At 46.9% G+C, this 15,068-nt stretch carries 13 protein-coding genes; 6 read left to right on the top strand and 7 right to left on the bottom strand.

What is annotated here, in order from left to right; translation table 11 throughout:
• Positions 1-192: 192 nt before the first annotated feature.
• Positions 193-1,521 (top strand): tRNA (N(6)-L-threonylcarbamoyladenosine(37)-C(2))-methylthiotransferase MtaB, encoded by a 1,329-nt coding sequence (gene mtaB / locus BUB37_RS07430; protein ID WP_072991161.1) that lies wholly within the window; start codon positions 193-195, stop codon positions 1,519-1,521.
• Positions 1,522-1,588: 67 nt separating this feature from the next.
• Here the strand turns inward: mtaB and BUB37_RS07425 are convergent, their stop codons facing one another.
• Positions 1,589-1,882 (bottom strand): GNAT family N-acetyltransferase, encoded by a 294-nt coding sequence (locus BUB37_RS07425; RefSeq protein WP_072992629.1) that lies wholly within the window; start codon positions 1,880-1,882, stop codon positions 1,589-1,591.
• A 166-nt stretch (positions 1,883-2,048) separates the two neighbouring features.
• Here BUB37_RS07425 and BUB37_RS07420 point away from each other — a divergent pair, with 166 nt between their 5' ends.
• The 3 genes from BUB37_RS07420 (at position 2,049) to cls (ending at position 5,295) form a co-directional block, all read left to right on the top strand.
• A complete protein-coding gene (locus BUB37_RS07420) occupies positions 2,049-2,711 on the top strand; it encodes an alpha/beta fold hydrolase (RefSeq protein ID WP_072991158.1) in 663 nt (220 codons plus the stop codon).
• 45 nt (positions 2,712-2,756) lie between these two features.
• Positions 2,757-3,716 (top strand): lytic transglycosylase domain-containing protein, encoded by a 960-nt coding sequence (locus BUB37_RS07415; protein WP_072991155.1) that lies wholly within the window; start codon positions 2,757-2,759, stop codon positions 3,714-3,716.
• Positions 3,717-3,822: 106 nt separating this feature from the next.
• Positions 3,823-5,295, top strand: a complete 1,473-nt coding sequence (gene cls, locus BUB37_RS07410; RefSeq protein WP_072991152.1) for a cardiolipin synthase — start codon at positions 3,823-3,825, stop codon at positions 5,293-5,295.
• Positions 5,296-5,361: 66 nt separating this feature from the next.
• Here the strand turns inward: cls and BUB37_RS07405 are convergent, their stop codons facing one another.
• Entirely contained in the window at positions 5,362-5,877 is a 516-nt protein-coding gene (locus tag BUB37_RS07405) for a hypothetical protein (protein ID WP_072991149.1), read from the bottom strand.
• A gap of 12 nt (positions 5,878-5,889) precedes the next feature.
• The gene (locus tag BUB37_RS07400; RefSeq protein ID WP_072991145.1) at positions 5,890-6,789 is read right to left on the bottom strand and encodes a DUF6263 family protein; all 900 of its coding nucleotides are present in this window, start codon (positions 6,787-6,789) and stop codon (positions 5,890-5,892) included.
• A 181-nt stretch (positions 6,790-6,970) separates the two neighbouring features.
• On the opposite strand from BUB37_RS07400, the gene rpmH reads away from it, so the two are divergent.
• Both rpmH and carB read left to right on the top strand, forming a co-directional pair.
• Entirely contained in the window at positions 6,971-7,138 is a 168-nt protein-coding gene (rpmH, locus tag BUB37_RS07395) for a 50S ribosomal protein L34 (RefSeq protein WP_072991142.1), read from the top strand.
• A 123-nt stretch (positions 7,139-7,261) separates the two neighbouring features.
• A complete protein-coding gene (gene carB, locus BUB37_RS07390; protein ID WP_072991139.1) occupies positions 7,262-10,117 on the top strand; it encodes a carbamoyl-phosphate synthase large subunit in 2,856 nt (951 codons plus the stop codon).
• 45 nt (positions 10,118-10,162) lie between these two features.
• On the opposite strand, the gene BUB37_RS07385 is transcribed toward carB, so the two are convergent.
• From BUB37_RS07385 to gndA, 4 genes are all read right to left on the bottom strand, one after another.
• A complete protein-coding gene (locus BUB37_RS07385) occupies positions 10,163-10,513 on the bottom strand; it encodes a GIY-YIG nuclease family protein (RefSeq protein WP_072991136.1) in 351 nt (116 codons plus the stop codon).
• Between the two features lie 6 nt (positions 10,514-10,519).
• On the bottom strand, positions 10,520-12,778 hold the full coding sequence (locus BUB37_RS07380) for a tetratricopeptide repeat-containing hybrid sensor histidine kinase/response regulator (RefSeq protein ID WP_072991133.1): 2,259 nt from the start codon (positions 12,776-12,778) through the stop codon (positions 10,520-10,522).
• Positions 12,779-12,910: 132 nt separating this feature from the next.
• On the bottom strand, positions 12,911-13,414 hold the full coding sequence (locus BUB37_RS07375; RefSeq protein ID WP_170863130.1) for a DUF3124 domain-containing protein: 504 nt from the start codon (positions 13,412-13,414) through the stop codon (positions 12,911-12,913).
• Positions 13,415-13,524: 110 nt separating this feature from the next.
• Positions 13,525-14,937, bottom strand: a complete 1,413-nt coding sequence (gndA, locus tag BUB37_RS07370; RefSeq protein ID WP_072991108.1) for an NADP-dependent phosphogluconate dehydrogenase — start codon at positions 14,935-14,937, stop codon at positions 13,525-13,527.
• Positions 14,938-15,068: the final 131 nt, after the last annotated feature.

The raw sequence follows: 15,068 nt of genomic DNA, 5'->3' as shown, positions 1-15,068 counted from the left end.
CTGTTCCGGGCGGTGAGCCCTCGTTTTTTCTTTCCGGGATGCGTTCGTCGCAAAGTGCTTTGTACCCTGCCATCGTTTGGCAACCGGGCTGGTTCGCCTTTGATGCATACGCTTTTTCCGTTCTTGCCTTTGCAATACCCTGATATGGTTCTAAGTTCGTATATTTGCAGCCCGAAAACGTAATTGGGCCGCATGAAAAAGAAAGTCGCTTTTTATACCTTGGGCTGTAAGCTGAACTTTTCCGAAACGTCTACCATTGCCAGGGGTTTTCAAGAGGAAGGCTTTCAGCGCGTAGACTTTTCCGAAAAGGCCGATATGTACGTTATCAATACCTGTTCGGTAACCGAAAATGCCGATAAGCGCTTTAAGACGATCGTCAAGCAGGCCCAGAAAGTGAATCCCCAGGCCTTTATTGCCGCCATTGGCTGTTATGCGCAACTAAAGCCCGAGGAACTGGCGGCTGTCGATGGGGTCGACCTTGTGCTCGGGGCCACCGAAAAGTTCAAAATAACCGATTATATCAACGACCTGACCAAAAATGATTTTGGTGAGGTGCACTCCTGCGAAATAGAGGATGCCGATTTTTATGTGGGCAGTTACGCCATTGGAGACCGTACAAGGGCCTTTTTGAAGGTACAGGACGGGTGCGACTACAAATGCACCTATTGTACCATTCCGTTGGCCCGCGGAATTTCGAGGAGCGATACCTTGGACAATGTCCTGAAAAATGCGGCGGAAATCTCGGCACAGGGCATCAAGGAAATCGTCTTGACCGGGGTCAATATCGGAGATTACGGCAAGGGGGAATTCGGGAACAAGAAGCACGAGCACACTTTTCTTGACCTGGTGAGGGCCTTGGACAAGGTAGAGGGTATTCACCGCCTGCGCATTTCGTCTATAGAGCCCAACCTGTTAAAAAACGAGACCATAAATTTTGTGGCCGAAAGCAGGTCTTTCGTTCCCCATTTTCATATCCCCCTGCAAAGTGGAAGCGATGCCATTTTAAAGAAAATGCGCCGCAGGTACATGAGCAAATTATATGTCGACAGGGTCCGTCAAATTAAGGAGGTAATGCCCCATGCCTGTATAGGTGTGGATGTTATTGTCGGTTTTCCCGGGGAGACCGATGAACACTTTTTGGAAACCTATCACTTTTTGAACGAGCTCGACATTTCCTACCTGCATGTTTTTACCTATTCCGAAAGGGAAAATACACCCGCCTCGACCATGGAAGGTGCCGTGCCGAAAAACATACGCCATAAAAGAAGCAAAATGTTGCGCGGCCTATCGGCCAAGAAGCGAAGGGCTTTTTATGAGAGCCAATTGAACAGTACGCGCACCGTACTTTTCGAAGGGGAAAACAAGGAAGGCTATATTCACGGGTTTACCGAAAACTACGTCAAGGTGATGGCGCCGTGGGATCCGGGCCTTGTGAATACCCTGCATCGCGTGAAACTCACCGAAATCGATGAAACCGGCCTGGTGCGCCTTGAGTTTTTGGAGACCCCGGTCCGGGCATAGAACAGGGGCAAAAAAAATAGTCCCGATGTAAGGGACTATTTTTTCAAACTAATACTAGAGCATACTTTTAGATTCGGATACCTACGGGCAGCATCTCTTTGTACTGTCTGTTCTTCCGTAAGAATCCTGCAATTTGTGGGCTTGTTGGAACAACTCTTTGGTTTTGCTCCTGAATGTGATGAAGAACGGATTTGATGAAATCCTCTTTGAATCCTTCTGTGGTAATTCCTTCGGGAATGACCAATTTGGTTAAAAACACCTTTCTTTCTTGCGAAGAGTATTCGATTTTGGCCAATTTACCTTCGACCTTAGTTTCAAATTGGCGCAAGAAACTGTTGTCCTTAATTTCGACTTCATTCATATAGATTGATTTTTGTAGTTGCATTGGACAAAAAAATTACGATGCTCCCCAATCGTAATTTTCTATACTTTTGCTCTTGTTAAGTAAACGATGGATTTCCCCCAAAGTCCGCAACAAAAGTAGTGAAAAAATTGTTAAATTCCTAATAATCCTTGGGTTAATACTTATGTCGAGAAATAAGGTCCATGTTTATTTTATGCCGGGCATGGCGGCCAATCCTTCGATCTTCAAGCACATCAATTTGCCCGAAGCTATTTTTGAGACCCATCTCTTGGATTGGTTCTTGCCTGAAAAAAATATGGGCATTGAAGCCTATGCCCAAAAAATGATCGAGCGAATAGAGCACCCCGACCCCGTCTTGTTGGGGGTTTCCTTTGGGGGGATGTTGGTACAGGAAATGGCCAACCAGATGCCGGTACGAAAGGTTGTCGTGGTATCGAGCGTAAAAAGTGAGGCCGAATTGCCCAAACGGATGATCTTTGCCAAATACACCAAGGTGCACAAGCTCTTGCCTACGGGATTGGTAAACAATATGGAGCTTTTGGCCAAGTATGCCTTTGGGGAAACGGTGCCGAAACGCCTGGCCCTTTACGAAGAGTACCTATCGATACGCGACAAACATTACCTGGACTGGTCGATCGACCAGATCGTAAATTGGCGGTCAAGCGGATGCCGGGCCGATTTGGTCCATATACAGGGAGAGAAAGACACCGTTTTCCCGATCCGATACATAAAGGACTGTATAAGGGTCAAAAACGGCACCCATGCCATGATAATCCATAGGGCAAAATGGTTTAATGAGAACTTACCGACAATTATTTTGCAATAAGTGAGTTGTAGTATTAACTTTGATAAACGATCAATCCAAAAAAAAATGAAGATTCTAAAGAATATTTTAATGCTGTTGGGTGTCTTTTTTGTAGTGAGCACCCTAATTTTTGCGGTACAGGGCGAGGCCGACGCCACTGATGGCGGCACCGAGGACGTCGCTGAAAACGATGTAGAGAAAAACGTGGCCGATACGTATCGCATTTCGGCAATCGATATTCCTGAAGACTTGAATTTTGCCGGGGAAAAAGTACCCTTGGACGATCCGGAGATCATGGAGCGTATCGATCGTGAGTTTTTGGTGAACACCTATTGGCAGTCGAATGCCGTACTCTTGATAAAAAGGGCCCATAAATATTTTCCTATCATCGAACCTATTTTGGCCAAAAACGGGGTCCCCGATGATTTTAAATACCTGGCAGTGGCCGAAAGCGGCTTGCAAAATGTGGTGTCGCATGCCGGTGCCACCGGGTTTTGGCAGATCATGAAGGCGACCGGTCGCGAGTATGGCCTGGAGATCAACAGCAATGTCGATGAGCGCTACCACCTTGAGAAATCGACAGAGGTGGCCTGTGCCTACCTAAAAAAGTACAAGGAGAAGTATGGCAATTGGACCTTGACCGCGGCTTCCTATAATGCGGGGGCGGGGGCCATCAACAAATACCTGGGCATTCAGCAGGTCGACGATTATTACGACCTTCTACTGGGGCAGGAAACCGGAAGGTACGTGTTCAGGATCATGGCCATAAAGGAAATTTTAAGCCATCCTGAAAAATACGGTTTCGACATAGACGAAGAGGATATGTACAAAGCGGTGCCTACCTTTAAGGTAGAGGTCGACGAACCTATTTTGAGCTTTGCCGATTTCGCCAAGCAATACGAGATCAACTACAAGATCTTGAAACGGCACAATCCCTGGTTGCGCGAACCCCATCTTAACAACAGTTCGGGTAAAAAATACATCATTGAGATCCCGTACAAGGGGTACTATAAAACCTCCAAGTAAATTTGCGTCCACATTGGTGCCGAATGTAGTAGTTTTTTAGCCCATATTTTACCACCTTTATAAGCCTTGGCATATAAATCCGTATGCCATGGTGCGACTATAAAGGATGGAAACTCTTCTGCGTTTTGGTAAGGAAAACCTGGTGCCCATTGTATTGGCCATCAACTACATATTGGTTTTTGTTCTCTGCCTTGTCATCATGCTTAAGAACAAAAACCCGGTCAAAACCCTTTCCTTTCTCTTTGCCCTGGCCATTTTGCCCGTCCTGGGGTTGGTCGTTTATTACTTCTTCGGACAGGATTACAGAAAGTCAAAGATTTTTGAAAAAAAGTACATTCTCGACAATGACCGTATACGGGAATGGCGAAAAAAATTTCGCTTGGACCAAGGGGAACGCGAAGATTTTGAAGAGGCTTTTGGCGAGGGGATATTCAAAATCTACAAGTTGTTGAAAAACAATGAAAAGGCCGTGCTGACCTTTGATAACGAGGTCGATATACTCATTAACGGGGAAGTTAAGTTCGCCCGGCTGAGAAAGGACCTAAGGGCCGCCCAACACCATATCCATATGGAGTATTTCGTGGTTTTCGACGATGAGCTCGGAAAGGAGCTTATGGATATACTCTGCGAAAAAGCCCGTGAAGGAATAGGGGTCAGGCTTATTTACGACGATGTGGGGAGCAGCATCTCGAAAAAATACAAGCGTAAAATGACCGAAGCGGGGGTACGGCATTACCCCTTTATGCCGGTCTTGTTTTCCAATTCGACCAGTAAACTCAATTACCGGGATCACAGGAAGATAGTGGTCATAGACGGTACCATCGGCTATGTCGGGGGAATCAACCTCGATCGTAAATACGACAACTCGTACGACAATGAGCGGTATTGGCGCGACATGCACTTAAGGCTGCGGGGAGGGGCCGTGGGGGCACTTCAGTCTTCCTTTTTGCTCAGTTATAATTTTGTCTCCAAAAGTGAACTGCCTATCGAGCAGCACTTTTTTCCGGGCATCAAGCCCGATACGCAAAGGTCGGTGGCCGTTCAGGTGGCGGCAAGCGGACCCGATACGGACTGGGCCAATATCATGGAGGCCTATTTTTGTGCCATCAACTCCGCCACGAAACACATTTATATCACTACGCCCTACTTTATGCCCAACGAGGCTATTCTAACCGCCCTGGCCACGGCTGCAAGGAGTGGCGTCGATGTGCGCGTCATCCTTCCCTATGCGTCGGATTCCTGGGCCGCACAGTACGCTTCGGACTCCTATATCGGGGAGTGCCTCGAATCGGGCATCGCGATCTATCGGTACCGCAAGGGCTTTGTACATGCCAAGACCATGGTGGTCGACGACCGGTTCGCGTCGGTGGGTACCGCCAACCTCGATTATAGGAGCTTTGCCTTGAATTTCGAGATCAACGCTTTGATCTACGACGAAGCTTGCAATAGACGAATGGCCGATATTTTTAGGGCCGATCTGGACGATTGTGACCGGGTGGAACCGGAGCGTTGGAAAAACCGGGGGGTTCGGCGTAAGCTTAAGGAATCGTTCAGTCGCCTATGGGCGCCCTTGCTCTAGCGAAAATGGAATCAAAAAGCCCCGGACTTTGCGGTCCGGGGCTTTTTAAAAGGGATAAGCCCTTCCTTAAATGCGCTTCATCTGTTGCTGCATCATCTTTATTTGCTCGGTGAGCATATTGTTCTTGTCAAGTTTCTTGGCTTCGTTCAACAGGGTAGTGGCCTCCCGTTTGCGTCTTTTCTGCATGGCGATTCCCGCTAGGCTTAGCTTGGCCATTGCGACATCGTAATCCATGGTAAGGCCCAATTTTAAGGCCTTTCTAAAAAATTTCTCGGCCTGGGTCAGGTTTTTTTGCGAGTGAATGATCCCGTAAAGGTAGTTGTAGTAACCTTGTTGCTTCGTGATTAGGGCGGCTTCGGGGTTTTTTATTTTTTGCAACCATTTTTCGGTGCCCTCCAGGTCTTGTTTCCTCATGCGCAAAAAGGCCAACAGGATAATTTCGTTTCTGTAATATAGAAAGATAAAGATGAGTGAGAGTAAGATCAAAAAAATTCCGTTTCCAATATTGCCTTCGATAAATTGATAGACCGCATATGCGATGATGAGTCCGGCTATGGCTAGCTTAATATTTTTGTGGAACATTTTAAGTAATAATTAATTGGTTTGTACTTCAGGGGCTATAAGTTCGTAGCTAATGGTAGATTCGATGGTGGTGGGTATTTCCTGGTCTCCCATCTGCGCCATGGTAGAGGCGCCTTTCGATAAACCTTCCACACTCATTTTTCGGATGAATCCCGAGTTCAGGTCGGTCGTGATCCTTGTTTTTTGGGAGCCGGACAATTTCATGGTCGTGGTCATTTCCGTAACGTCCATGGTTATGTCGGCCAAACCACTGATCGATGCCGTTTCCGAAGATAGGTTCTCAAGGGTCCAAACGTTTTTGGCCTGTAGTTTTCCGGTATATTCGTTTTTCCACTGGCTGCCTATCTTCACTTTTTTCTTAGGGTAGATAAAGGTCATTTGCTTGTAGCTGTTCGAAAGGGCTTCCGATCCAAATTCCTTTTCAAGGGACTTTTTCATCATGTTTAACGAAAATTCGTCTTCCAGTCCCGAAGCCTCGGCCATTTCGGCAACGAGGGCATTTCCTCCCTTTACCTCCAGAATATCGCCGTTCTTGGCCAGGGCGATATTGACCGGTTTGTCTAACAGGCTGTGGAATATTTGCGATTGCATATTGGTTTCGTCTACCTCCCTGGCGCTGACGTTCATAAGCTCTCCCTGAATGCTTGAGGTCATTTTTAGGTTTAGGTCCCTAAAGGTCAGTGATATGTCGTAAATACTGTCACGTTGGCCCAAAACCCTAAACTCGAGGATCCCGTCGATAAGGTTGGTCAATTCGTGGGTGGCCCCGTCAAGTTCTTGGGTAATGACCTGCTTGGCCTCCTGTTTTATGGTATAAACAGCATCTTTTTCCAAATTGTACTCCAATGTGGTCTGCCCAAAGCTGAACGTTCCGAAAAGCACGGGAAATAAGAGGCTGAAAAAGTGTCTCATAGGTCGATTTTGTTACTAAAATCAGATTTCGGCAAATGTAATAAAAACCAATTGCAGGCGGGCAGGCAATCCCGAAAAATATTTTTTTAAATCTATTTGCCAAAGAAAAAACTCTTCGTATATTTGCGCCCAGATTTTGCGAAGGGTTTCGCAGATTTTCAACCACGAAAAGGATAATACAATGCCCGGACAGAAAAGAACATATCAGCCATCAAAGCGTAAAAGAAGGAACAAACACGGTTTTAGAGAGCGAATGGCCTCTGTAAACGGTAGAAAAGTATTGGCTCGTAGACGGGCGAAAGGAAGAAAAAAATTGTCTGTATCCTCTGAGCCGAGACATAAGAAATAATGATTCTATTTTTTATAAGGAAATATAGGTGTTACTTTTTTTAAGTAGCACCTTTTTTTTGGCCAATCAGGAAATTATCCACTATCTTATCACTTATTACCCAAGCTTAAAAGAACACGAGAAATGCCCAAAAGAGAAGACTTAAAATCGATATTAATAATAGGTTCAGGCCCAATAATTATTGGTCAAGCTTGCGAGTTTGATTATTCAGGATCGCAGGCGCTGCGAAGCTTGAGGGAAGATGGCATAGAGACCATTTTGATCAACAGTAATCCGGCCACGATCATGACCGACCCTACCATGGCCGATCATGTGTATTTGAAACCCCTCACCACCAAGTCGATTTTGGAAATCTTAAGGGAACATCCGCAAATCGATGCCGTTCTTCCCACAATGGGTGGGCAAACGGCCTTGAATCTTTGTATAGAGGCGGATGAGAAGGGAATCTGGAAAGACTTCGATGTAGAGATCATCGGGGTGGATATCAATGCCATCAATATTACGGAGGACAGGGAAAAATTTAGGGAACTGATGCTGAAAATTGGGGTAGGAATGGCCCCGCAGGCTACGGCAACTTCTTTCTTGAAGGGAAAGGAAATTGCCCAGGAGTTCGGCTTTCCATTGGTGATCAGGGCTTCTTACACACTGGGTGGGGCCGGGGCTTCCATCGTCTACAGGCCCGAGGATTTTGACGAGTTGTTGAGCCGTGGCCTCGAGATATCGCCCATTCACGAGGTGATGATCGACAAGGCCTTGATGGGTTGGAAGGAATACGAGCTGGAGCTGCTTCGCGATAAGAACGACAACGTGGTGATCATATGTACCATTGAAAATATGGATCCCATGGGGATACATACGGGAGACTCCATCACGGTGGCCCCGGCAATGACGCTCTCCGACCGTACCTTCCAAAAAATGCGCGATATGGCCATCCATATGATGCGCAGTATCGGCGACTTCGCCGGGGGATGTAACGTTCAGTTTGCCGTGAGTCCCGATGACCAGGAAGATATTATCGCCATCGAGATCAACCCAAGGGTGTCGCGTTCGTCGGCCTTGGCTTCTAAGGCAACGGGCTACCCCATTGCGAAAATAGCCTCAAAACTGGCCATAGGCTACCATTTGGACGAACTGGACAACCAGATTACCCAATCGACCTCGGCCTTGTTCGAACCTACCTTGGATTACGTAATCGTAAAAATTCCAAGATGGAATTTTGACAAGTTCGAAGGCTCCGACAGAACCTTGGGCCTACAGATGAAGTCGGTCGGTGAAGTGATGGGTATCGGCCGCTCCTTCCAAGAAGCCCTGCACAAGGCGACACAGTCCCTCGAGATCAAACGAAACGGATTGGGTGCCGACGGCAAGGGCTATACCAATTACGACCAGATCATCCAAAAACTCACCGTTCCCAGTTGGGACCGGGTCTTTGTTATCTACGACGCCATTCAAATGGGTATCCCCTTAAGTAGGATCCATGAGATAACGAAAATCGATATGTGGTTCTTAAAGCAATACGAGGAACTCTACCTGCTCGAAAAGGAAATTTCAACATATACCATAGCCACCTTGACCAAGGAATTGATGCTCGAGGCCAAACAAAAGGGTTTTGCCGATCGCCAGATCGCCCATATGCTGGATTGTTACGAAAGCGAGGTGCACAAAAAACGTACCGAGGAAATGAACATCAACAGGGTCTATAAACTCGTAGATACCTGTGCGGCCGAATTCAAGGCCATGACCCCTTATTATTATTCCAGTTTCGAGGAGGAGATAGAAAAGCCTGACGGAACTAGGTATGTCGAGAACGATAGCGTGGTCAGCGACAAAAAGAAAATCATAGTATTGGGGTCTGGACCTAACCGTATCGGTCAGGGAATTGAGTTCGATTATTGTTGCGTACACGGTGTATTGGCCGCGTCCGAGTGCGGTTACGAGACCATTATGATCAATTGTAACCCCGAAACGGTTTCTACCGATTTTGACACCGCCGACAAATTGTATTTCGAACCGGTTTTCTGGGAGCATATCTATGATATCATCCGTCACGAAAAACCGGAAGGTGTAATTGTTCAGCTAGGGGGGCAAACGGCCTTGAAACTGGCCGAGAAACTCTCCAAGTATGGTATTAAGATTTTGGGAACCAGTTTTGAGTCCCTCGATTTGGCAGAGGACAGGGGCAGTTTTTCGGAACTTTTAAAGGAAAACGACATTCCCTTTCCCCGATTCGGCGTTGCCGAAACGGCCGATGAAGCCTTGCAATTGGCCGATGAGCTGGATTTCCCGTTGCTGGTGCGACCCTCTTACGTGCTTGGTGGACAAGGGATGAAGATCGTCATCAACAAGGAGGAGCTTGAAGAACATGTGGTCGATCTCTTGCGAAAAATACCCAATAACAAACTCCTCTTGGACCATTACCTCGACGGTGCCATCGAAGCGGAGGCCGACGCTATCTGTGATGGGGAAGATGTCTATATCATTGGTATTATGGAGCATATCGAACCTTGTGGCATCCATTCCGGGGATTCGAACGCCACCTTGCCGCCCTTTAACTTGGGTGAGTTTGTAATACAGCAGATAAAGGACCATACGAAGAAAATCGCCCTGGCCTTGAACACGGTCGGACTCATCAATATCCAATTCGCCATAAAGGACGATATGGTCTATATTATCGAGGCCAACCCTAGGGCTTCGAGAACCGTACCCTTTATCGCCAAGGCCTATAAGGAACCCTATGTCAATTATGCGACCAAGGTGATGTTGGGCGAAAAGAAGATCAAGGATTTCAACTTTAATCCGCAGCTTGAGGGCTTTGCCATCAAACAACCGGTTTTCTCGTTCAATAAATTTCCGAACGTCAACAAGAACCTAGGCCCTGAAATGAAGAGTACCGGGGAGAGCATCCTGTTTATAGAGAATTTAAAGGACGATGAGTTTTATAACCTTTATGCCCGAAGGAAAATGTATTTGAGCAAATAGAACAATGCGTTTCGATAAAAAAAGCACCTGAAGAAGGTGCTTTTTTTAGTTGTACCAGACCGCATATCGTTTTCTCCTAAGCTCAAGGGCCAGGGCTTCTTCCCGTTTTAGGGCTTCGGCCCTTGACGAGATCGGCGCGATGTGGTTGTAAAGGCTTCCCCGCAGGTATTGGCCATATTTCTTTACGATAGAAGAAGATAGGTTGTGTCCCTTTTTGCTTAAGCTTCCCTTTTTGTGCTGTTCGAAGCGTTCCTTCGGGGTTTTGCTGGTCATGCCCACATAGAGGCATTCGAGAACCCCGTTAAATTGTGGGTTGGCCTCGCGAAACCTTCTGTTTTCGGTAAAGACCTTCTTTGAAAGCTCTACGACGTAGATATGGTAGCGTACTTTTGACATTGTTTTTTACCCCCCTTGGTCTTGTTGATGGTTTTGGTCGACCTTAACGGATTCCTCACATTCTTTCTTGCTCAGGTAGCTTGTCACCGTCTCTAGAAATTTAGTGAGGTTATAGGGCTTATGGACAATCGCGTCGATACCCGAATTTAGTATTTCGATTCTGTTTTCTTCGAGTTCTACCGCCGTAAGCGCTATTATGGGCACTTCTTTATTGAACTTCCGAATGTGTTTCGAGGCTTCCATACCGTTCATTTTGGGCATGTTGATATCCATCAGGATCAGGTCGAAATCGTGTTTTTTACATAGGTCTATGGCTTGGGCACCGTCATCGGCCAGACGCGATGCAATATTGTGTTTTTGCAAGGTTTTCTGGGTCACCTTCTGGTTGATTTTGTTGTCGTCCACGATCAGCACTTCCTTTTGTTCCGACGGTTCAAAATTTTGGGGCACAAGTGTTTGGTCGGCTTCCTTGTCGGGCGAGGGCCCTTCGTCGAGCGCTTTTAGATTTAAGGTGAAGCTGAACTCGGCACCTTCGTTGGGTCGGCTGTCGAGGTAGATCTTGCTTCCGTACAGTTTCAGTATTTTCTTTACTATGGTAAGGCCGAGACCCGTTCCTTGGTAGCTGTGGTTGTTGTTCTCAACCTGGGTAAACTCATGGAATATGGTGCTTTGCAACTCTTGGGGAATTCCTGGCCCGTCGTCCTTAATGGTAAATCGGGTCTCATAGGTGTTGCCATCGTTCGATAAAAGTTGAAGCTCGAGCCAAATGTTTCCCTTCTCGGTAAATTTGATCGCGTTTCCTACCAAATTGATGAGTACCTGTGATAAGCGGACCGGATCGCCGATAAGGTTGTTGGGTATGTTATCGTCAATGTTAAGGTGTAGGCGGTTACCGTTCTTTTTAAGGGTCGATTCGAAGGAGTGCACAATATTTTTCAACAAAATATCGAGCTTATAGGGCACCTTGGACAAGGAAATGGCGTTGGCGTCCATTTTGCTGAGCAACAGCACATCGTTGATCAACGAGAGCAGATAGTCGGCAGAGAATTTCAGGGAATCGAGGTCTTCGGCATAGGCCTTGAGGTTCTTGTCTTCCTTTAATAGCGTTGCTATACCGATGACACCGTACAATGGGGTGCGCAGTTCATGGCTAACGGTAGAAAGAAATTTGGTTTTTATCTTGGAAAGCTTTTCGGCCTTTTCGCGGGCCGTATCCAGCTCCTTGTTTTTTATTTGTAGGTTGTCGATGTACTTTTTTCGGGTCCTAAAGAAAATATAGACCCCTAAAAGGGAGAGAAGCAATATGGTGACCACGGTAAAGAGCAAGGTGGTCAGCGACCTTGATTTTGAAATAAGCTCTTCGGAATATTGTTGTTCCTTTAGGGCGGCCTCTAGGTCTTTTTGGGCTTGCTCGAGCTCGAATTTGGCCCTGGCTTTCTCCGTTTCTTCCAGCTTTTTAAGGGTATAGGCCTTTTCCCTATAGTCGTGGTACTTGTCCAGTTTGTTGTAGGCTTCCTCAAAGTTGGCGGTTTCCTTGTATAGTTGTGATAGGTATTCATAGGCCTCCATGGCGATGTCGATATGGTTTTCCCTATCGGCATAAAGGGCGGCATTCTCGAGTTGCAATGCGGCCGTTTCGTAGTTTTTTTGATAGAGGTGGTACCTTCCGTACAACAGGTTGAGGTAAACCTTGTTTAGGCTGTCGATTTTTTCGGCAGGCAGGGCCGAGGCCTTTTGAAGATACTTGTAGGCCTTGTTGGGCTGGTCATTGTCCAAATACGTCCATATCAGATTGATGTAGGTGAGGTAGACTTCATCGAAATCCTTTAGTTTTTGGTTGACGGCGATGCTTTCCTCGAAATAGCGAACGGCTATGTCCAAGGTGTTTTTGTTGTCCGAATACAGAATGCCCAGGTTTAGGGCGCCCCAGGCAATCAGGCTGTCCTGCCCCGATTTTCGGGCCAGCTCAAGGGCCTTTTCGGCGTATTTCCTACCCTGTACACTATCTTTGGTTTCGGCATAAATGGCCCCTAAAAGATCGTATCCCAGAAATTCGTAGTCTTTTTGATTGTATTCCTGTCCTTTCTCTACCAAGGCCGAGGCATACTCAATGGCGTCTTTATAGCGATAGAGGTCGTAGGCGGCATTTGACTTGTTTAAGAAAGATTCCAAGGTGTCCCTTTGCCATAGGGAATCACTTTGGGCAAAGGCAAAAGTGGTGCATAACAAAAAACCAACCAAAGTCGATTGCTTGAATTTTTTCATAAGGATATAGGGCGGTATAGGATTAACGGGGAAAGCCCTTTGGACGACTAATATAGGAAAATGAAATAGAAATGCTCCGAAGAAGGCCGAGAGATCGATGGCCGGCACACTTTTTCGGCCGGTTTTAAACGCTTATTCGGGTTCTACTTCCACGCCTTCCGTGGTGAAGGAAAAGGCCTGGGCTCCGAGTCCGCCGACCATAACAGCCTGGAATAAAGGGGAAAGGGGCCTTTTGGCATACCAATGGATAATGAAGTTGGCACCACTGCCTCCCGAAGTATCCTTTTGTTCGATGACATAGTCTATGGTCTCCATCGGGCGGAGGTAGATGCTTTGATCGATATAACTTCGGACCAGGTCGCCCTGGGTATTGTAGTAATCGATTTTGTTTATGAACAGACTGTCGCGAATACTGGTGTTTCTTATGCTTAGGGTAGCGGTAAGCAAGGTACGGGTGTCCCGTGTCTGATTGTAGATGTCGGAGTAAATGGGAACATAGACCTCGTGTATACGGGAGGCCATGGCATTGATATCCGGGCTCTCGTCGAGTGTGTGGTCGTCAAGTATTTCAATCGGAACCTCCTTGCCCTGGTTTTTTTTGCACGAGCACAGACTTTGGGCCAATAAAAGAATCATACAAATTGAAAAAAAGCGGCCGTAGTTCATCTTGTGGTGCTGTGTTTCTGTAATTTATTATCTCCGTACTAAAAAACAAGGGCCGCTCCATCGTGCGGCCCTTTATGGTCTTATTCCCATTCGGTATGAAAAATACCTTCTTGGTCGAGCCTTTCATAGGTGTGCGAGCCAAAGTAATCGCGTTGCGCCTGAATGAGGTTCAAGGGCAGTCGCGAAGCGGTGTAGGCGTCGAAATAGGTCAGTGAATTTGTCAATCCGGGCAAGGGAATGCCGTTTTTGGCCGCATGGGCCACCAAGCTTCGGGCAGAGGCCACGCTTCCCTTGACCTTTTCCACGAAATGTGGCGAAACCAATAAGTTGGGGAGGTCGGGGTTTTCCTCAAATGCCTCGCTGATGTCGGCCAAGAGTCCGGCCCTTATGATACATCCTGCCCGCCATATTTTGGCTATGGTGGCGATGTTCAGGTTGTAGTCGTATTCCTTTGAGGCGTCGGCCAATTGGTGCAAGCCTTGGGCATAGGTGATAATAAACGAAAAGTACAGGGCCTCTTCGGCCATCTTTTCCAACCCGGCCTTGTCCAATACCTCGACCTCGGGCTTGTCGTACAGTTGCTCGGCAGCTGTACGTTCGGCTTTCAGGGCCGATATTTCGCGCATACTCACCGCAATGTCGATAGAGGGAACGGGAATACCCAGGTCCATGGCGTTCTGGCTTGTCCATTTACCGGTGCCTTTTTGTTTGGCCTTGTCAAGTATCTGGTCCAATAAATCGCCCTTGCCCGGGTCGAGGTCGTCCTTTTGCTTGAATATTTTAGAGGTGATCTCGATCAAGAACGATTGCAGCCGGCCTTCGTTCCATTTGGTAAAGGTGTCGTGAAGCTCTGCGTTCGAAAATTTCCCGGCCTTTCTTAAAAGGTCGTATACTTCGGAAGTCAACTGCATAAGGCCATATTCAATGCCGTTGTGCACCATTTTTACGTAATTGCCCGATGATTTGGGGCCTAGGTAGGCAACACAGGGCTCCCCGTTGTATTTTGCCGCAACCGCCTCGAAAATGGGTTTGATGTGTGCGTAGGCCGATTTTGAACCTCCCGGCATAATGCTGGGGCCCAAACGGGCGCCTTTGGCACCTCCCGAAACCCCGGCCCCAAAAAAGTTAATGCCCCTTCCTTGAAGGTAGGCTTCGCGTCTGTCGGTATCGGTAAAAAAGGAATTGCCGCCATCGATAATAATATCGCCTTTGTCGATATGCGTCAATAGGCTTTCAATTACGGAATCGACAATTTTCCCCGCGGGTACCAACAACATGATCTTGCGGGGTTGTTTTAGGGCCTGTACAAAGGTCTTGATACTTGTCGAGGCGTTTACAGAGGCTTCATGGCCCCCTTCTTCCTTAAGGGCCTTGACCTTTTCGGGATCGAGGTCGTGGCCAAAGGCCGAAAAACCGTTATCGGCGACATTTAATATAAAATTGCGTCCCATAACCCCGAGACCGACCAATCCAAAATCATATTTTCCTTCCATAATTGTGTAATTCTGTTAATCGCAACGCCCAAAACTCTTTTGATGGAACGCGCACCAAAATTAAATGAAAATATTGTAACAATTGATTAAGTTAGGGTAAACTCGTTGCTAATACCTTTACTTTTCGATAC

This window comes from Pseudozobellia thermophila (assembly GCF_900141855.1).
In the GTDB taxonomy this organism is placed as follows: Bacteria; Bacteroidota; Bacteroidia; order Flavobacteriales; family Flavobacteriaceae; genus Pseudozobellia; species Pseudozobellia thermophila.
Note: the sequence above shows the minus strand (reverse complement) of the source record. Positions and strands in the feature narration are given on the sequence as shown.